Source organism: Pseudonocardia sp. ICBG601, from assembly GCF_020496245.1.
On the sequence record NZ_JAHLJA010000150.1, the window covers coordinates 818,811 to 837,069 of the forward strand.

The 18,259-nt window shown below is 74.9% G+C and carries 15 protein-coding genes and 1 pseudogene; 5 read left to right on the forward strand and 11 right to left on the reverse strand.

The window, feature by feature from the left end; translation table 11 throughout:
• Positions 1-8 precede the first annotated feature (8 nt).
• A complete protein-coding gene (locus KPL57_RS49485; protein WP_226357346.1) occupies positions 9-644 on the reverse strand; it encodes an A24 family peptidase in 636 nt (211 codons plus the stop codon).
• A gap of 87 nt (positions 645-731) precedes the next feature.
• Between KPL57_RS49485 and KPL57_RS49490 the strand changes: the two genes are divergently transcribed.
• Positions 732-1,604, forward strand: a complete 873-nt coding sequence (locus KPL57_RS49490; protein ID WP_224402313.1) for a spermidine synthase — start codon at positions 732-734, stop codon at positions 1,602-1,604.
• A 7-nt stretch (positions 1,605-1,611) separates the two neighbouring features.
• Here KPL57_RS49490 and KPL57_RS49495 read toward each other — a convergent pair whose 3' ends face one another.
• The 5 genes and pseudogenes from KPL57_RS49495 to shbA form a co-directional block, all read right to left on the reverse strand.
• A complete protein-coding gene (locus tag KPL57_RS49495; RefSeq protein ID WP_226357347.1) occupies positions 1,612-2,664 on the reverse strand; it encodes a 2,3-butanediol dehydrogenase in 1,053 nt (350 codons plus the stop codon).
• Between the two features lie 104 nt (positions 2,665-2,768).
• Positions 2,769-3,863, reverse strand: coding sequence for an endolytic transglycosylase MltG (mltG, locus tag KPL57_RS49500; protein WP_226357348.1), 1,095 nt, complete (start codon positions 3,861-3,863; stop codon positions 2,769-2,771).
• A gap of 141 nt (positions 3,864-4,004) precedes the next feature.
• Positions 4,005-4,439, reverse strand: a complete 435-nt coding sequence (ruvX, locus tag KPL57_RS49505) for a Holliday junction resolvase RuvX (RefSeq protein WP_226357349.1) — start codon at positions 4,437-4,439, stop codon at positions 4,005-4,007.
• Entirely contained in the window at positions 4,436-7,108 is a 2,673-nt protein-coding gene (gene alaS / locus KPL57_RS49510; RefSeq protein ID WP_226357350.1) for an alanine--tRNA ligase, read from the reverse strand. Before alaS ends, ruvX begins: the two co-directional genes overlap by 4 nt.
• A 394-nt stretch (positions 7,109-7,502) precedes the next feature.
• A pseudogene (gene shbA, locus KPL57_RS49515) lies at positions 7,503-8,024 on the reverse strand (RNA polymerase sigma factor ShbA); the annotation flags it as partial.
• A 468-nt stretch (positions 8,025-8,492) separates the two neighbouring features.
• Between shbA and KPL57_RS49520 the strand changes: the two are divergent.
• A complete protein-coding gene (locus tag KPL57_RS49520) occupies positions 8,493-9,545 on the forward strand; it encodes a S1 family peptidase (RefSeq protein WP_226357351.1) in 1,053 nt (350 codons plus the stop codon).
• Positions 9,546-9,555: 10 nt separating this feature from the next.
• On the opposite strand, the gene KPL57_RS49525 is transcribed toward KPL57_RS49520, so the two are convergent.
• A complete protein-coding gene (locus tag KPL57_RS49525) occupies positions 9,556-10,926 on the reverse strand; it encodes a replication-associated recombination protein A (protein WP_226357352.1) in 1,371 nt (456 codons plus the stop codon).
• 44 nt (positions 10,927-10,970) lie between these two features.
• Positions 10,971-12,356: a hypothetical protein gene (locus KPL57_RS68035; RefSeq protein ID WP_264199416.1), complete on the reverse strand. Its 1,386-nt coding sequence runs from the start codon at positions 12,354-12,356 to the stop codon at positions 10,971-10,973.
• Positions 12,357-12,535: 179 nt separating this feature from the next.
• Between KPL57_RS68035 and KPL57_RS49535 the strand changes: the two genes are divergently transcribed.
• The 3 genes from KPL57_RS49535 (at position 12,536) to KPL57_RS49545 (ending at position 14,498) form a co-directional block, all read left to right on the forward strand.
• The gene (locus KPL57_RS49535) at positions 12,536-12,754 is read left to right on the forward strand and encodes a hypothetical protein (RefSeq protein ID WP_226357353.1); all 219 of its coding nucleotides are present in this window, start codon (positions 12,536-12,538) and stop codon (positions 12,752-12,754) included.
• 77 nt (positions 12,755-12,831) lie between these two features.
• Positions 12,832-13,347 (forward strand): Lrp/AsnC family transcriptional regulator, encoded by a 516-nt coding sequence (locus KPL57_RS49540; RefSeq protein ID WP_073574671.1) that lies wholly within the window; start codon positions 12,832-12,834, stop codon positions 13,345-13,347.
• Positions 13,344-14,498, forward strand: a complete 1,155-nt coding sequence (locus KPL57_RS49545; protein ID WP_100877600.1) for an aminotransferase class I/II-fold pyridoxal phosphate-dependent enzyme — start codon at positions 13,344-13,346, stop codon at positions 14,496-14,498. The genes KPL57_RS49540 and KPL57_RS49545 overlap by 4 nt, the downstream gene beginning before the upstream one ends.
• 93 nt (positions 14,499-14,591) lie before the next feature.
• On the opposite strand, the gene KPL57_RS49550 is transcribed toward KPL57_RS49545, so the two are convergent.
• The 3 genes from KPL57_RS49550 to KPL57_RS49560 all read right to left on the reverse strand — a co-directional run bounded on the left by KPL57_RS49550 (position 14,592) and on the right by KPL57_RS49560 (position 18,253).
• Positions 14,592-15,860, reverse strand: coding sequence for an HNH endonuclease signature motif containing protein (locus KPL57_RS49550; protein ID WP_226357354.1), 1,269 nt, complete (start codon positions 15,858-15,860; stop codon positions 14,592-14,594).
• Positions 15,861-16,084: 224 nt separating this feature from the next.
• Positions 16,085-16,960 carry a GDSL-type esterase/lipase family protein gene (locus KPL57_RS49555; protein ID WP_226357522.1) on the reverse strand — a complete coding sequence of 292 codons (876 nt, stop codon included), beginning with the start codon at positions 16,958-16,960 and terminating at the stop codon, positions 16,085-16,087.
• Between the two features lie 96 nt (positions 16,961-17,056).
• Entirely contained in the window at positions 17,057-18,253 is a 1,197-nt protein-coding gene (locus KPL57_RS49560) for a hypothetical protein (RefSeq protein ID WP_226357355.1), read from the reverse strand.
• Positions 18,254-18,259: the final 6 nt, after the last annotated feature.

Below are 18,259 nucleotides of genomic sequence, written 5' to 3' on the forward strand. Positions count from 1 at the left end.
CCATCCTCTCACCCGGGGATCCGGGGCCCCGGTACGGCCACCGCGACGACGGCGAGCGCCACCCCGAGCAGCACCGGCCCGTGCGGGAGCCTGCTCCCCCACCCGGCCCGGCCGGCCACGACCGCGACGAGCGCCACCGCCGCCGAGGCGACCGCGGCGCCCACCGCGACCACCGGGAGCAGCGCCCACCCCGCACCGGCGGCCGCGGCCCCCACCGGGGCGGCCAGCTTCACGTCGCCGCCGCCCATCGCGTGCGGCGAGACCAGGTGCACCACCAGGTAGGCGCCGCCGAGCAGGACCGCCCCGGCCAGGCCGCGCTGCACGGCGCCGCTCCCGGCCGGGACGAGCGCGACCAGCACCAGCCCGAGTGCGGGCACCGTCAGCGCGTTCGGGAGCCGCCGGACCAGCAGGTCGGTCGCCGACCCGGCGACGGCCAGCCAGGACAGCGCCGCGAGCAGCGCCGCCCACCGCGGGTCCAGCCGCCCGGCCTGCACCGCCAGCGCGACCGCCGCCCAGCACGCCGCGAGCCCCGCCTCGCACCACCCCACCGGGACCGGCGCCCCGCGCGGCAGCCGGACCAGCAGCCACCGGGTGCCCGCCCCGGCGACGAGACCCAGGGCGGCGGCGGGGACGACGAGGCTCATATCCCGATCCTGGGGGCCGCGACGCCGTCCGGACCGACGGGTTGCCCGCCTGTGGACAACCCGCCGGGCGCGGGCAGGATGACCGGAATGGGTTCCAGTGCGCCGCAGGGTGACCGCCGGGCCGGGGCGGTGGTCCGCGCCGAGGTCGACCACGGTGTCGCCGAGCTGGTGCAGGACGCGGCGCGGCCGTCGTCGTGGACGCTGCTGCTCGACGGGACCGCCCAGTCCCACGTCGACCTCGACGACCCCGAGCACCTCGAGTTCGAGTACGTCCGCCGGATCGCCCACCTCGTCGACCTCGCCGCGCCGCCCGCCGTGCCGCTGCGGGTGCTGCACCTGGGCGGCGGGGCGTGGACGCTGGCCCGCTACGTCGCCGCGACGCGCCCCGGGTCGGCCCAGACCGTCGTCGAGCTCGACGGCGAGCTGGCCGCCCTGGTCGCGCACCGGCTGCCGGGCCCGGGGGTCGCCGACGGGCTGGCCGTGGTCACCGGGGAGGCACGCGCCACCCTGGGCCGGTTCGCACCGGCCTCGTTCGACGTCGTGGTCGTCGACGTGTTCGCCGGGGCCCGCACCCCGGCCCAGGTCACGACGGCGGAGTTCCTCACCGCCGTCCGCCGGGTGCTCGCGCCGACCGGGATGCACGTGGCGAACCTCGGCGACGGCGCCCCCTGGCCGTTCCTGCCCGGCCAGATCGCGACGGCCGGGGCGGCGTTCGCCGAGCTCGCGCTCGTCGCCGCCCCGGACGTGCTGCACGGGCGCCGGTTCGGCAACCTCGTGCTGGCCGCGTCGGACCGGGAGCTGCCGGTGCCCGGGGTGACCCGCCGGGCGGCCGGGGACCCGTTCCCGGCCCGGGTGCTCGACGACGCCGACACCCGCGCCCTCGGGCGCGGCGCGGGCGTCGTCACCGACGCGTGCGCCGCACCCTCGCCCCGGCCGCCGGAGGGCTTCTGGGGGCAGTGACCCCCGCTCAGGCCAGGGACGGGTCGACCAGGACCTTCATCTTCCGGCCCGCGTGCAGCGCCTCGAAGCCCTCCTCGACGACATCACGCATGGCGATCTTCTCCATCCAGCCGGTGGTGTCGTAGTGGCCGTTCGCCATCAGCTCGATCACCGCCCGGTAGTCCTCGTGGGTGTAGCAGAGCGAGCCCTGGATGCGGGACTCGCCGAGGACCAGGTTGAGCAGCGGGGTCACCAGCGGCGTCTCGTAGATCGCGACGCTGACCATCGGGCGGCCCGCCCCCAGCGAGTCCAGCGCGGTCGCGACGGCCGGGGCCACGCCCGCGGCGTCGTAGCAGGCGTCGGCGCCGCGGCCGTTCGTCGTCTCCGCCACGATCGCCGGCACGTCCTGGGCGGTCGGGTCGAGGGTGTGCGCGCCGAGCCGCTCGATCGCGCCGCGCCGGGTCGCCGACGGCTCGACGACGCGGACGTTCTCCACGCCCATGCCGCGCAGGGCGAACCACAGGCCGATCCCGATCGGCCCGGCGCCGAACACCAGCGCGGTGTCGCCCGGGTTCACCCCGCCGAGCTTCGCCGCGTGGTAGGCCACGGCCATGGGCTCGACGAGCGCGCCCATCTCCAGCGACACGTTCTCCGGCAGCGGGTGCAGCATGTGCGCCGGGACGACGGTCGTCTCGGCCATGCCGCCGTCGGCCATCAGCCCGTGGAAGCCGATCTGCGCGCACACGTTGTAGCGGCCCTCGGAACAGCGTGAGCAGGTCCCGCAGGTGTAGAGCGGCATCACCGCGACCCGGTCGCCCTCGGTGACGCCCTCGACCCCGGACCCGATCTCGACGACGGTCCCGGAGAACTCGTGGCCGAGGGTCAGCGGCAGCTCGCGGCCGGTGAGCGGGTGCTTCTCCCCGTTCGGGATGAAGATCGGGCCCGCGTAGTACTCGTGCAGGTCCGAGCCGCAGATGCCGTTGAACCCGACCTTGAGCCGGACCTCGCCGGGACCCACCTCGCCCTCGGGCACGTCGGTGATGTCGAGGTCCCCGGGTCCCCGGTAGACGACCGCACGCATCGCTGGCTCCTCTCGCCTGACGTCGCTGTCAGGTCCCGGTCTACCGGCGGGGGGTGAGCGCCGTCACGGGTTGGGCCCAGGTTGCATGCGCGCCCGGTGATGGGTCAGAACGCTCCGGCGGCGCGGGCGCGGTCGACGTTGCCGAGGTGCTCGGGGTAGGTCGTGGCGAAGCAGGAGGCGCCTTCGGTGGTGCACCGCACGAAGAACAGCCACGGGCCCGCAGCCGGCTTCTCAGCGGCCGAGAGCGCCGCGGTGGACACCGAGGCGACGGGCGTCGGCGGCAGCCCGGTGTTGAGGTAGGTGTTGTACGGCCCGGGGGTGCCGCGGGCCTCGGCCGTGGTGCGCAGCGCCTGCACGTCGAGCGGGTAGTTGACGGTGGAGTCCATCTCCAGGCGCTGGTTCACCGCGAGCCGGTTCTCGATCACCCGGGCCACCTTCGGCATGTCGGGGACGAGCGCCTCCTTCTCCACGACGGAGGCGAGGACGAGGGTGCGGTAGGCGTTCTCCCCGCCCAGCCCGGCGGCCGCCAGCCTGGTCGCCGACGCGGTGAGCACCTGGCGCAGCACCTGCTCCGGGGTGCCGCGCGGGTCCAGGTCGTACGGCCCGGGGGCGACCAGGCCCTCCATCCGGCGTCCGGGGGCGGCCGCCCGGTAGCCCGCGCGGGCCCACTCGGGGACGGCGATCGCGGCCGGGTCGGCGTCGGCCATCGCGGCGCGCAGCGCGTCGACGTCGGTGCAGCGGGCGTCGCCGTCCGCGGTGCCGAGGCAGGTGGCGCGGGAGATCTGGGACAGCACGCCCGGGGAGACGGTGCCGTCCGGGGCGCGGGTGTCGTCGAGCTGGACGCCGCCCTTGACGTCGAAGAACCCGACGCGCCGCTCCGGGTCGAGCAGCCCCTCGACCGCGGAGTCGCCCGACATCTGCGAGCGGAGCTCGTAGTAGCCGGGCTGGACCCGCTGGATGTCGGGCTCCTCGGCGGCGGCCTCGACGAACGCGGCCCGGGACTTCACCACGTCCAGCCCGACCAGGGTCTCCCCGATCGCGCTGGTGGTGTCGCCGGACTCGACGCGCACCACGACCGAACCGCTGCCGGAGCCGGCGTAGTCGTCGGCGCCGCGCAGGTACAGGCCGACGGCGACGAGCACCGCGCCGGCCAGCAGCGCCGACCCCAGCAGGGCGAGCCGCCGCCGCCGGAAGTGCACCGGGGTCGGACGGTGCCGTACGGGCCCCGCGGTCACGCTCACATCGGGCCCCGGGACGTCACGTCGTTCTCGCCGGCGCCGGTCACGCGGTCGAGGGTATCCGCCGCGGGCCCGGCCCGTGGTCACCCCCGGTCACGGTGATCAGGTTCCGCGGGTGGTATCCAGCCAGCCCTGCAGGATGGCCACCGCGGCCTGCTGGTCGATGACCGCACGCTGCTTGCGGCCGCGCACGCCGCGCCCGGCCAGCTGCCGGGTCGCGACGACGGTCGTCATCCGCTCGTCGGTCAGCTCGACCGGGATGTCCAGCCCCGCCTCCAGTGCGGCGGCGAACTCCCGTGCGGCGACGGCGGCCGGACCGTCCTCGCCGCGCAGGTTCCGGGGCAGCCCGAGCACGACGCCGACGACGTCGTGCTCGGCCACCAGCGCGGCGATCCGGCGCACGTCGGCGCCGCCCTCGGCGTCGCGGGGCACGGTCTCGACCGGGGTCGCGAGGATCCCGTCCGGGTCGCACATCGCGACCCCGACGCGGACGGCGCCGACGTCGATGCCCAGGCGCCGCCCGCGGGTGGGGGTCACGGACGCAGCGCGGCGCGCAGCTTCTGCACCGCGGCGTCGATCCCGGCCGGGTCGGTGCCACCGCCCTGGGCGAGGTCGGGCTTGCCGCCGCCGCGCCCGCCGACGGCCGCGGCGAACTCCCCGATCAGCTTCCCGGCGGCGATCCCGTTGTCCCGGGCCGCCTTCGTGGTGGCGACGACGAAGGACACCTTCTCCCCGTCGACGCCGAACAGCACGACCACACCGGGCCGGTCGCCCAGCTTGCCGCGGACGTCGGCGGCGAGGGTCCGCAGGTCGTTGCCACCGACACCGTCCGGCGCGGTGACAGCGACCAGGGCGGTCCCGTCGAGGTCCTCGGCCTGCTGGGCGAGCGCCCCGGCCGAGGCCAGGACGGCGTCGGCGCGGTGCTTCTCCAGGTCGCGCTCGGCGGTCCGCAGCCGCTCGACGATCCCGTTGATCCGCTCCGGCAGCTCCTCCGGACGGGCCTTGAGCTGGTCGGCGAGCTGGTTGACCAGCAGGTGCTCGGTGGTGGCGTGCTTGAAGGCGTCCAGCCCCACCAGCGCCTCGACGCGGCGCACCCCGGAGCCGATGGAGGCCTCGGACAGCACCCGGACCAGGCCGAGCTCGCCGGTGCGCCCGACGTGGGTGCCACCGCACAGCTCGCGCGAGTAGTCGCCCATGTCGACCACGCGCACGCGGTCGCCGTACTTCTCGCCGAACAGCATCATCGCGCCGAGCGTGCGGGCCTCGTCGATGGACGTCTCGTAGGTCTGGATCTCCCGGTCCTCCTGCAGGACCGAGTTGACCTCCTCCTCGATCTCGACCAGCGCCGCGGGCGGCACGGCCCCGGTCGGGGAGGTGAAGTCGAACCGCAGCCGGCCCGGGGCGTTGAGCGACCCGGCCTGGGCGGCGGCGCTGCCGAGCGCGCCGCGAACCCCGGCGTGCACGAGGTGGGTGGCGGTGTGCGCGCGCGAGATCGCGGACCGACGGGTGCGGTCGACCTCGGCGACGACCTCGGCGTCGAGGGTCACGGTGCCGGCGGTGACGACGCCGCGGTGCACCCGCAGCCCGGCGACCGGGGACTGGACGTCGTCCACCCGGACCTCGAAGGACGCGCCGCGCAGCACGCCGGTGTCGGCCTGCTGGCCGCCGGCCTCGGCGTAGAACGGGGTGCGGTCGAGCAGCACCTCGACCTGCTCGCCCTCGTGGGCGGCGGGCACGGTGGCGCCGTCACGCAACAGCCCGACGACCCGGGACTCCGACTGCAGCGTCTGGTAGCCGAGGAAGTCGGTGGCGCCGTGGGTGTCGAGGACGGCGCGGTAGACCGAGGCGTCGACGAAGCCGACCTTGCGCCCGGCGGCGTCGGCCTTGGCCCGCGAGCGCTGCTCGTCCATCAGCGCGGTGAAGCGCTCCCGGTCGACGGTGAGCCCGGCCTCGGCGGCCATCTCCAGCGTCAGGTCGATCGGGAAGCCGTAGGTGTCGTGCAGCGCGAACGCCTGGTCGCCGGGCAGGGTGTCGCTTCCGGCGGACCGGGCACGGGACACCGCGCCCTCGAAGATCCGCTCGCCGGCGGTCAGCGTGGCGCGGAAGGTGTCCTCCTCGGCCCGGATGACCGCGGAGATCCGCTCGAAGTCGGTGGCGAGCTCGGGGTAGGTCGGCGCCATGGTGTCGCGGACGACGGCGGCGAACTCGCCCAGGCACGGCCCGGTGACGCCGAGCAGCCGGGCCGAGCGCACGATGCGGCGCAGGAGCCGGCGCAGCACGTAGCCGCGGCCCTCGTTGCCGGGGGTGACGCCGTCGCCGACGATCATCAGCGACGAGCGGGCGTGGTCGGCGATGACGCGGAAGCGCACGTCGTCGATCTCGCCCTCCGGGCCACCCGCGCCGTAGCGCTTCCCGGACAGCTCCTCGGCCTTGGCGATGACCGGGCGGACGAGGTCGGTCTCGTAGACGTTGTTGACGCCCTGGAGCAGGAACGCGACCCGCTCGACACCCATCCCGGTGTCGATGTTCTTGTGCGGCAGGGTGCCGATCGGCGGGTGCCCCTTCTTCGGGGACAGCGCGCCGCGCTCGTCCTGCATGAAGACGAGGTTCCAGATCTCGAGGTAGCGGTCCTCGTCGGCCTCGGGGCCGCCCTCGGCGCCGAACTCCGGGCCGCGGTCGACGTAGATCTCCGAGCAGGGGCCGCCGGGGCCGGGGACGCCCATGTCCCAGTAGTTGTCGTCGCCGCCGCGGCGCTGGATGCGCTCCTCGGGCAGGCCGGCGATCTCCTTCCAGAGCGCGATGGCCTCGTCGTCGTCGTGGTAGACGGTGACCCAGATGATCTCGGGGTCGAAGCCGTAGCCGCCCTCGTCCTGGCTGCGGGTGATCAGCGACCAGGCGAACTCGATGGCGCCGCGCTTGAAGTAGTCGCCGAAGGAGAAGTTCCCGGCCATCTGGAAGAACGTGGTGTGCCGGGTGGTCTTGCCGACCTCGTCGATGTCCGGGGTGCGGACGCACTTCTGGATCGACGTCGCGCGCGGGTAGGGCGCGGGGACGTCGCCGAGGAAGTACGGCTTGAACTGCACCATGCCCGCGTTGACGAACAGCAGCTGCGGGTCCTCGAGGATCAGCGAGGCGCTGGGGACGGGCGTGTGCCCGTTGCTCTCGAAGTGGGCGGTGAAACGACGGACGATCTCGTGGGTCTGCACCGGTGGGTCTCTCGTGACGGGTACGGCTGGCGACGGGTCGGCGACGGGGCGGGCGCCCTGCGCCCGCGCCACACCGTAGGCCGCGCGGCGTGGGGACGCCGCGGGAGGCCGGTCGTGCCAGGTTACCGGCACCCGGAGGAGGGAACGGCCGGTGCCGGTGCGCGCCCGAGCGCACCGGCACCGGCCGTCTGCGGGTCCCGCCGTGCTCCCGGTCCGGGGGGTCGACCGGAGGGCCGGCGGGTCCGCCGTCACGCCCCGGTCAGACGGCGACCGGCAGCGGGGCGTCGAGGGGGGTCCGCGGCGCGGGGACGAGGACCCGGGGGGTGTGGACGGGGGTCCGCGGAGCGGGGACGGCGACGACCCGGACACCGGCCCGGCGGGACGCGCGGTCCTCGAGCTCGCGGCGCAGCCGCTGCAGCGCGCGGTGCTGGGCGACGCGGACCGCGCCGGGGGTGGAGCCGAGCGCGTCGGCGGTCTCCTCCGCGGTCAGCCCGACCGCGATGCGCAGCGTGAGGATCTCGACCTGGCGCGGGCCGAGCAGGCCCATGAGCTCGGACAGGCGGTCGTTGCGCTCGGCGTCGAGCACGACCTGCTCCGGGTCCTCCTCGCGGCTGAGCCGCTCGGGGAGCTCCTCGACGGCGTCGCAGCGGTTGCGGGCCATCGCCCGGAACGCGTCGGCGATCTTGTGCCGGGCGATGCCGAACACGAACGCCCGGAACGACATCCCCGAGGGCCGGTAGTCCGGGAGCACGGCCAGCACCGCCATGCAGACGTCCTGCGCGACGTCGTCGGCCGAGCCGAGGATCGTCTCGCGCCGGCCCAGCCGGGCCCGGCAGAAGCGCTCCACCTGCGGGTGCACCTTCGCCAGGAGCAGCGCGACCGCGCGCTCGTCGCCGGCGACGGCCGCGGCCAGCATCTCCGGCGGGAGGAGGTCCGCCGCCTGCCGGGAGTCGGCCTCCTCGGCGGCGTCCTCGGGTGCGGTCGCGATGGCCACGGGTCCGTCGTGCATCTGCCCAGCTCTCCTCAGTCGCGACCCGGGGGCCGCGTCAGGCGCCGGCACCGCCCGTCCGACCCAGGAGAGGTCGGGCGGTGCGACTGTCGCGCTGTCCTCCGCCGGTGGTGGTCGGCGCTGCCGGCAGGTCCGCTCGGCCGCGCCCCGGCCTGCGATCAACCCTTCCGGTGCACCCTTTCGGGGTCAATGAACATGCACAATTTGCGGTATAGGTAGACGGACAGTACGGGCTTTGGTCCTCATGGGGGCAACCTCGGGCACGGACGGACGTCCACCCCTTTCGGAGGGGTGTCCTCCGCCTGCGGGCCGTGACCCGGGCGGAGCAGCGTCGTTGGGCCGGGTGTCACGCTCCGCTCGCCCGAAGGACCGCTCGTGTCTCTGCGTCGCCCGCACCGCCTCCTGCTCGCCGCTCTCGGCACCGTCGCGATCGGTGTGGGGGTGGCCGTGCCGGCGACCGCGGCCCCGGCGCTCCCCCCGGTCGCGGTCGGCGAGGACGCGGCCGCGGCGCTGGTGCCCGCGGTGACCGAGGCCCTCGGGCCCGCGCTGGCCGGGACGTGGCTGGCCGACGGACGGCTGATGGTGGGCACCTGGGACGCCGCGGCCGCCCCGCTGGTCACCGCGCTCGGCGCGACGCCGGTGGTGCGCGACGAGCCGCGCCGCGACCCGGCCGCGGTGCTCTCGGCGCTGGCCGGGCGCACCGCGACGGGGATGCCCGCCGGTCTGGACTCCTACGGTGTCGACCCCCGCACCGAGCAGGTCGTCGTGAGCGTCGTCGACGGGCCGGGCGCCGACGCGCTGGCCGCGGGCCTGACCGGCGGTCTCGACCCGTCCGCGGTGCGGGTGGAGCGGGTGGCGGCGCCGGCGCACCGGCAGGCCGCGGTCGGCGGGGGCGACACGATCACCGACGGGACCCGCCGCTGCACGGCCGGGTTCGCCGCCTCCGACGGCAGCAGCGACTGGCTGATCACCGCCGGGCACTGCACCCGGGGCTCGTCGTCCTGGTACGCCACCGACGGCTCGACGATCGGCTCCGAGGTCGAGACCGCGGGCCGCGGGGTGGACGTCGGCGCGATCGCGGTCGAGTCGGGCAGCGTGTCGGCGACGGTGTCGGGGATCCGGGTGGCCGGGAGCCGTCCGGCGCCCGTGGGCTCCACGGTCTGCCTGTACGGGTCCACGAGCGGGCGGTCCTGCGGCACGGTCCAGCGCACCGACATGACGGTGAACTTCGAGGGCCAGAGCCAGTCCGGGCTGACCTCGGTGGCGGCGTGCGCCCAGGAGGGCGACTCCGGCGCCCCCTACATCACCTCGTCCGGGCAGGCCCAGGGCGTGCACACCGGCGCGGGCGGCGAGGGCAACTGCACCAGCTACTTCACCCCGATCCGCACCGCGACCGGGGCGCTCGGGCTGACCCTGACCACCGGCTGAGCGCGCGGACTCAGTCCCGGGTGCCGCGCACGACGCGGCGCAGCTTGGGCAGGCGCTCGGCGAGGACGCGTTCGTGCCCGCGCCCGGACGGCGCGTAGTAGTCGACGCCGACGACGTCGTCGGGCGGGTACTGCTGGCGCAGGACGCCGTCGGGGTCGTCGTGCGGGTAGCGGTAGCCGACGGCGTTGCCGAGCTTCTGCGCGCCTGCGTAGTGGCCGTCGCGCAGGTGCGGGGGCACCCCGCCGACCCTGCCGGAGCGGACGTCGGCCATCGCCGCGTCGATCGCGGTGATCACGGCGTTCGACTTGGGTGCGGTCGCCAGGTGCACGGTGACCTGGGCGAGCGCGATCCGTGCCTCCGGCATCCCGACGAGCTGCACGACCTGGGCGGCCGCGGTCGCGGCGGGCAGCGCGGTCGGGTCGGCCAGCCCGACGTCCTCCGAGGCGTGGATCATCAGCCGGCGCGCGATGAACCGGGCGTCCTCCCCCGCGACGAGCATCCGGGCCAGGTAGTGCAGGGCGGCGTCGGGGTCGGAGCCGCGGATGGACTTGATGAACGCGCTGATGACGTCGTAGTGCTGGTCGCCCGCGCGGTCGTAGCGCACGGCGACCTCGGTGACGGCGCGCTCGACGGCGGCGAGGTCGATCACCGGGTCACCGCCGGCGCCGAGGACACCGTCGGCGGCCGCCTCCAGCGCGGTGAGCGCGCGACGCCCGTCGCCCGCGGAGAGCCGGACCAGTGCCTGTTCGCCGTCCTCGGCGAGCTCGACGGTCGCGTTCAGGCCCCGCTCGGAGGTCACGGCGCGCCGGAGCAGGGTGCGCACGTCGTCCTCCCCGAGGGACTGCAGCTGCAGCACCAGGGAGCGGGACAGCAGCGGGGACACGACGGAGAACGACGGGTTCTCGGTGGTCGCGGCGACGAGCAGGACGAGCCGGTCCTCGACCGCGCCGAGCAGGGCGTCCTGCTGGGTGCGGGAGAAGCGGTGGACCTCGTCGATGAACAGCACCGTGGTGGTGCCGCTGCGGTCGCGACGCCGGCGGGCCTCCTCGATGACCGCCCGCAGCTCCTTCACCCCGGCCGAGAGCGCGGACAGGGCGACGAAGTGCCGCTCCGCTCCCCCGGCGCCGGCCATCAGCCGGGCAAGGGTGGTCTTGCCGGTGCCGGGCGGGCCGTAGAGCAGCACCGACGCCGCGGCGCCGCCGTCGAGCAGGCGGCGCAGCGGCGCGCCGGGGGTGAGCAGGTCGGCCTGGCCGACGACCTCGTCGAGGGTGCGCGGGCGCATCCGCGCGGCGAGCGGCGCGTCGGGGCGGACGGCGTCGCCGTCACCGGTGTCGCGCTCGTCGCCCCCGGGGTCGATGTCGAACAGGCCGTCGGTGCTCATCCGTTCCAGCCTGCCAGGACACCGGCCCCGGGGGGACGGGCGGCTCAGGCGCGGTCGATCTCGTCGGCCAGGACGGGGGTGTGCACCGGGTTGTGCTCGTGGAAGCGGCACTCGGCGTAGGTGACGATCATTGCGGCGACGCCGGCGATCTGCACCGGCAGCTGCAGCAGGGTCCCCACGACCTGCCCCAGGACGGGGCTGAGGTACGTCAGCGGCGCGACGACGACCAGCGAGATCACCAGCGAGTACACGATCGCGATCAGGAAGAAGACCACGAGCCGGCCGAACACGGGGAAGAACCGGGGGTTGACCAGCGTGAACGTGCGGCCGATCCCGGCCCGCTCGATCACGACGACCCCGATCAGCGCGCCGGTGAACACCACGCCCAGGTAGATGGCCGGGATGATCAGCAGGAAGAAGCCGATGACCACCAGCAGCCCGGCCAGCAGCGACCAGCCGATCACCGGGAGCGCGCGGTTCTTCGCGAACGCGATGACCTGGTCCTGGCTCCAGGGGCGCTGGGCCGCGTCGCGCACGACGACGAACACCGACGCCGCGTAGCCGAGCGCGGACAGCACGATCGCGATCACGGTCAGGAGCAGGGTGGTCAGGCCGAGGCTCGCCACGAACCCGGTGCTGAGGTCGAGGTCGACGGGGTCGAACGACGACGTCGTGCTCCCCCCGAGGAGGTAGCTGATGCCGCTGAGGACCGCGGTCGGGATCAGCACGATCAGGTTGATGATCAGCAGCGGCTTCCAGCTGCGCTGCAGCACGCCGACGATCTTCGAGAACCAGTCGCCGAAGGAGAACGGCACCAGCGGGTCCGGGGAGGTGCCGCTGGGCGGGGCGCCGCCGGAGGGGTAGGCGGGCTGGCCGTAGCCGCCCTGCGGGTACTGGCCGCCGTACTGCTGGCCGGTCGGGTACTGGCCGGGGTACTGCTGCCCGGCCCCGGGGTACTGGCCGGGGTACTGGGCCCCGTACTGCTGCTGGCCGCCGTACTGGCCCGCGCCGGGGTACTGGCCGGGGTACTGCTGCTGTCCGTAGGGCTGGCCGGGGGACTGCTGCCCCGGGTCCTGCCCGTACGGGGCCTGGCCGTACTGCTGACCGTGCTGCGGGCCGTACTGCTGGCCGTACTGCTGGCCGGGGTCCTGCGCGTACGGCCGGCCGTACTGCTGTCCGGGGTCCTGGCCGTACCGCGGCTGCCCGGGGTCCTGGCCGTGCTGGGACGGGGCGGCGGCGCCGTACTGTCCCGGCTCCTGCGCGCCGGTGGCGGCGTCCTCCTGCCCGGCCTGCTGCCCGCCGGGATACGGCGTGCCCGGCTGGCCCCCGCTCCCGGCCGCCTGCCCGGGCTCCTGGGCGCCACCGGGCGTCGCGGCTCCCCCGGGACCGGCCTGCGGGTCCTCGCCCCGCGGCGGTTCGTTGCTGCTCATGCGCGCGGACCCTAGTTGCGGGCGGGGTGCGGCGGTGCCGAATTCACCGGCTCGCCCCCGATTCGTGACCGATGCGTACGCAGCGTGATCGTCACCGACCCCGGATCGTCGCCGGAACGCAACGCCGCGGACGCGCGGTGTCACCGGCCCGCAACAGAGCCCGTGCACGCTCACGGGGCATGGACACGATCCCGAGTTGCCCGCTCTGCTCCCGTCCGCGCACCCCCGCGGACGTCCGCGGACTCGTCTGGAGCAGCCACCACGGCCCGACCGGCACGGTGTACGTGTGCGGTCCGTGCACGCGCGCCCACCTCGTCGACCTCGAGTGCGGGCTGCTCGACCCGGCCCGCGGCGGTGTCGCGCCGGTCGTCGCGGCCCCGCTGCCGCACGCGGCCTGACCGGTCGGACGGGGCGGGCAGGCACCGACCCGCCCGGCCCGCGGCGCGGCGACGGGCGGTCGTCGTAGGGTCACGCCGTGCGCGAGATCCTCGAGTTGCTCGAACGTGACGCGTCGTTGAGCCACGACACCGTCGCCACCATGCTGGGTCTGCCCCGGGACGAGGTCGACGCCCGGATCGCGGAGTGGGAACGCTCCGGGGTGATCCGCAGGCACAAGGCCGTCGTGGACTGGGCCCGGTACGAGGACGGCGGCAACGGCCACTCCGGCGCGGGCCGCGCCGGGGCGCAGGTGACGGCGTTCATCGACGTGTCGGTGGCCCCGGCCCGCGGGGTCGGGTTCGACGACGTCGCCGCCCGCATCTCCCGCTTCGACGAGGTCCGCGACTGCTACCTCGTCTCCGGTGGGCACGACCTGCGCTGCACGGTCGTCGGCCCGGACATCCGCGCGGTCAGCGACTTCGTGTCCCAGAAGCTGTCCACGATCGACCGGGTCCGCTCGACCGCCACGCACTTCGTGCTGGCCACGCACAAGCGTGACGGCGACTCCTTCGCCGAGCCGGAGCCCGACCACCGGCTGCCGGTGACCCCGTGAAAGCGCTCAACGCGACGATCTCGGCGATCCCGCCGTCGGGGATCCGGCGGTTCTTCGACATCGCCGCCGAGATGGACGACGTCATCTCCCTCGGTGTCGGTGAACCCGACTTCGTGACGCCGTGGCGGATCCGCGAGGCCGGGATCTACGCCCTGGAGCGCGGCTACACCACCTACACCGGCAACGCGGGCCTGCCGAAGCTGCGTGAGCTGGTGTGCGCGGACCTGGCGTCGCGCTACGACGCCCACTACGACCCCGCCACCGAGTGCCTGGTGACGACCGGGGTGTCCGAGGGGCTCGACCTGGCGTTCCGGGTGCTGCTGAACCCGGGCGAGGAGGTCATCGTCCCGGAGCCCTGCTACGTCGCCTACCAGCCGTGTGTGGCGTTCGCCGGTGGTGTGCCGGTCGGGGTGCCGACCCGCGCCGAGGACGGGTTCGCCATCGACATCGCCGCGGTCGAGGCCGCGGTGACGCCGCGGACGAAGGCGATCCTGATCGGCTCGCCGGCCAACCCGACCGGCGCGGTGCAGCCGCCCGAGGTGCTGCGCGAGCTCGTCGCGCTGGCCGAGCGGCACGACCTGTACCTGCTCTCCGACGAGATCTACGACCGCCTCACCTACACCGGCGCCCACACCTGTCTGGGCGCGGTCCCGGGCGCCCGGGAGCGGACGGTGGTCCTGGGCGGGTTCTCCAAGGCCCAGGCGATGACGGGGTGGCGGGTCGGCTGGCTCGCCGCGCCGGAGCCGATCGCGGAGCTGTGCCTGCGGGTGCACCAGTACACGATGCTGTGCGCGCCGCACATCTCGCAGATCGCCGCCGTGGAGGCGCTGACCAGCGCGGAGGGCGACGTCGCGGAGATGGTGGCCGACTACGACCGTCGCCGCCGGGTGTTCGTGAAGGGCCTGCGCGAGGCCGGGCTGGACTGCCCGGAGCCTGCGGGCGCGTTCTACGCGTTCCCCTCGATCCGCGCCTCCGGGCTGGACTCGGAGACCTTCGCCGAGCGGCTGCTGCGGGAGGAGTCGGTCGCGGTCGTCCCGGGCAGCGTGTTCGGGCCGTCCGGGGAGGGCCACATCCGCTGCTCGTACGCGACGGCGCTGCCGCAGCTGGAGCAGGCCGTGGAGCGGATCGGGAACTTCCTGCGACGCCTGTAGCCGGGCCGCGCCCGCGGCCGGGCCGCATCAGGGCTCGCCCGGACCCGCCCGGCAGGCAGGCATCCCCCGCGACGACCGGCGAACGGCAGGTGATCAGTCCGGGCCGCGGTAGGTGTGCCCGGTCGGCGTGGTGGTGACCACGGTCCCGTCCGGGGCCCGGGCGATGTGCCATCCGGGTTGCTCGCGGACGTGGTTGTGGAACTCGCAGACTCGACGTCCGTTGTCGAGTTCGGTGCGTCCGCCGTCGGCATCCCGCCGGATGTGGTCGAGGTGGCGGACGGGTGCGTCGCAGTAGGGCTCGGTGCAGCGGTTCTGCGCTCGGGCTCTCACGAGGGTGGCGAGGAGTCCGGTGAAGGTGCGCCTACGGGAGTCGCCGCCGATGACGATGCCCTGGTCGGTGAGCAGTCGGCGCAGGGACTTCGTCCCCTCGGAGGTGGCGAGCAGGTCGACCGGAACGGGACCGAAGCCGGGGATCTCCGCGGGCAGCGGGGACTGCGGGTCGAGCAGGGCCTGCACGGGCACGGTGACCTGGACTTCGAGGTTCACCGCCGTCGCGGTGGCCTGTCCGGTGACGCGTTCGACGAGGGTGTCGGCCATGACCTGTCCGCGGGTGCGGGTCAGCGGCTGCGGGTCGACCTGGACCTCGACGAACGCCTTCTGCAGCGCAGCCAGGCAGGCGGCGCCCTGCTCGACCGGCACGTAGGCGGTCAGGTAGCTCATCGCATCCGGCGCCGGCCGCAAGGTGACCCGGCACTCGGCCTTGGCCGCGTGGACCCGGGCGCGGAAGCGCTCCGGGGCGATCTCGGCGACCAGACGCCGCGTCATCGCACGCAGGCGCCCGATGCCGTACCGGGTGAGGTCCCGGACGGCGGCGAGCCGGGAGTCGACCCGCGCGCGCTGGGTGGTGTTGAGGTCGCGGCATTCGACGGCGATCGCGGTGACCTTGGCGGCGCTGAGCTGACCGGTCTCGTGGAGACACCGGATGTCGTCGAGTCCGGCGTGCAGGTCGCGGGCGTTGGCGACGCGGGTGCGGGCCTCGGCGGTGGAGACCCGGCAGGCCAGCTGGATCTGGGCGACGACGCTGCGGTGGAGCTTGTCGAAGTCGCTCCGGTCATCGACGCGCCGGTTCTCGACATGGGCCTGGGCGAAGACCCGGATCCGGTCCGCCTGCAGGGCGGCCAGGGCGGCCTGGAGGGTCTCGATCTCCTGGATCTGGTCGATCAACTCCGACTCGGACAACGCGCAGGTGTCGGCGGCGAGCGCCTGTTCGACATGCAGCCGGAGCAGGGTGAGGTCACCGGACGAGAACCCGTCGCCGGGCACGCCGGTGGCGTGGGCGGGTGGTTCCTGGGTGGCGGTCACACCATCGACGATACTCGAACGTGTGTTCGATCACTAGTTTCCGTTCGCTATCGCGAATTTGTGAACTGCAACGACGCACTACCTGAGGTGGTGCGATGTCTCGGGACGGTCGGAAACCAGCGGACGTGCTCAGGATCTGATGTCGGCAGGTGCTCCCCCGGACCGCGTCGGGCCCGACCACGGCGGCCGCGCCGGAGTGATCGAATGCGACCGGGTCGCCGGGATCAGGCGGGCACCTTCCGTGCCCGCGCCCCCTCCACGAGCCCCCGCACCATCACCGGGCAGAGGTCCCGGGACCGCCGCACGAGCCACGGCACCCCCTGCACCACCAGCCACGCCCCCCGCTGCCAGGCCGTCACCTCCCGCCCACCGGCGGCGTCGAGCCCGATCTCCCCCGGCACCGCGAACCCGGCGGCGCCGAGCAGCGTGGCGAAACCACGCGCGAGCAACCGGTGCCCCAGCTCGGACGGGTGCAACCGGTCCACGCTCCACGCCGCCGGGTCGTAGCTGCCGGCGGTGTCGAGGTCGAGGATCCCGACGGCGGACCGCCCCGTCGCAGCGACGGCGTCGGCCACCGCCCCGTCGACGGCCCCGTTCAGGGCGGCGATCCGGGTGGCGAGCGCCCGCTGCAACAGCCCCGGCAGCGGCCAGACGCGGGTGTGGTCGTGGAAACGGAGCAGCAGCACGGTCGCACCGGCCCGCAGCAGCAGCTCCAGCGACTCGGCGCAGTCCCGCCGGATCGCGGCCGGGTCGAAGTCCGAGCGCAGGGTGTCGTTCATCCCGGCGCACAGCACGACGACGTCGGGCCCCGACGCCGCGGCCGCGGGCACCTGCCCGTGCCGGGCGTCGGCCATCCACGCCCCGGTCCGGGCGTGGTTGTCCAGCCGGACCGAGCCGGGGTGGGCGGGATCGTCGAGGGCGTCGCGCAGCAGCGGGCCGAACCCGCGCCAGCCACCGCCGGGCAGGGGGTCACCCAGCCCGACGGCGGTGGAGTCGCCCAGCAGCACGAGGTGCCGGACGGGCCGCCCGGTCGCGCGCGGTACGGCGACGGGACGGACGGGGCGGAGGACCGGATCGACGACGGACGGGCGCGCGGTCATCGGGGACACGCCGACACGATCACCGCCGCAGCCACCGTTTCCGTGTGCAACCGGTGACGGGTCCCGTACCGCCGTGGGAACTCTCGGGGCGGGCCCCTACCACTCGCCGCCGCGGAAGGCGGGGAACAGCGGCAGCGTCGACGACGCGTCCGGGAAACGGGTGTCGAGCGCGGTCACCACGGCCTCGGCCAGCGCGGCCGTGCCGGGCCGGGCGGTCGCCTCCGCTGTGACGCCGAGGCCCCGCCAGTAGTGCCGCAGCGCCGTGGAGATCCGCGGGGACCGGCCGGCGTCGGGACCGATCGGGCCGTCGCGCTCGGGCACCCGCGGCAGCAGCTGCCAGGTCGACCACCACACCCACAGCACCTGGGCGTCGGCGAGGCGCGACTCCAGCAGCTCGGGGTCGTCCAGCTCGGGCCACACCGGCGCGACCTCGGCCCGCCAGGCGTCGAGCATGGCGTCGGCGACGGCGTCGGGCAGGGCGAAGCTCGACGAGCAGCCGGGGAACGGCACCCGCACGTAGGCGGCGTCGAGGACGACGTCGCGGAAGCAGCCCCACTCGAAGTCGACGAACCGCACCCCGCGGCTGGTGACCAGGTTGTTGTCCGGGCAGGTGTCGGACGGGCTGAACGCGCGGAACCCGGTGCCGCCGAGCAGGCGCACCCCGCCCTGGGCCTCGAACAACGCCATCTCCGGCACCTCGACGCCGAGGATCCCGGCCAGCAGCTCCGGCAGACCGGCCAGCGCGGCACGGGCCTGGTCGGCGACCGGGTCCCGGCGCGCCTTCTCCCCCAGCCGGCGCAGCAGCGCCCCGAAGTCACCCTCCCGCCCGGCGGTCGCGGCCTGCATCCGGCCCAGGCCGCGGGCCCAGCCGAGCAGGCAGGTCCGGGCGGCCTGGGCGTCCGGGCCGAACAGCTTGTCGGCCAGGGTCAGGCTGCGGCCGAGGTCCTCCAGGACGAGCAGCCGCTGCACCGGGTCGTGCGCGATGATCACCGGGCTGGGCCGGACGTCGCTGGGCAGCGCGGTGAACAGCTGGCAGGACGCGACCTCGTAGCGGAACGGGTCCGACGCCAGGTCCGCGCCGTCCTCGGGCGGCGCGTAGTGCTTCACGACGACGCTGCGCCGGTCGGAGAACGGGTTCTTCGCCATCCGGGCCCGGGCGACGACGGAGCGGCCGCTGCCGCCGAGGTCCTCGGGCTCGAACAGCTCGACCTCTGAGCCCGCCCGCCGCGACAGCAACCGCGCGGCCCCGGCCACCGCCGCGACCGCGCCGGGAGTCGACTGCGGATCGGTCATCGAAGG

Excerpts from the sequence above, each read along its gene's own strand:
- KPL57_RS49485 (WP_226357346.1), bottom strand. The coding sequence starts at position 644 with ATGAGCCTCGTCGTCCCCGCCGCCGCCCTGGGTCTCGTCGCCGGGGCG.
- KPL57_RS49495 (WP_226357347.1), bottom strand. The coding sequence starts at position 2,664 with ATGCGTGCGGTCGTCTACCGGGGACCCGGGGACCTCGACATCACCGAC.
- KPL57_RS49555 (WP_226357522.1), bottom strand. The coding sequence starts at position 16,960 with ATGACCGCGCGCCCGTCCGTCGTCGATCCGGTCCTCCGCCCCGTCCGT.
- KPL57_RS68035 (WP_264199416.1), bottom strand. The coding sequence starts at position 12,356 with ATGAGCAGCAACGAACCGCCGCGGGGCGAGGACCCGCAGGCCGGTCCC.
- KPL57_RS49490 (WP_224402313.1), top strand. The coding sequence starts at position 732 with ATGGGTTCCAGTGCGCCGCAGGGTGACCGCCGGGCCGGGGCGGTGGTC.
- KPL57_RS49525 (WP_226357352.1), bottom strand. The coding sequence starts at position 10,926 with ATGAGCACCGACGGCCTGTTCGACATCGACCCCGGGGGCGACGAGCGC.
- KPL57_RS49560 (WP_226357355.1), bottom strand. The coding sequence starts at position 18,253 with ATGACCGATCCGCAGTCGACTCCCGGCGCGGTCGCGGCGGTGGCCGGG.
- KPL57_RS49535 (WP_226357353.1), top strand. The coding sequence starts at position 12,536 with ATGGACACGATCCCGAGTTGCCCGCTCTGCTCCCGTCCGCGCACCCCC.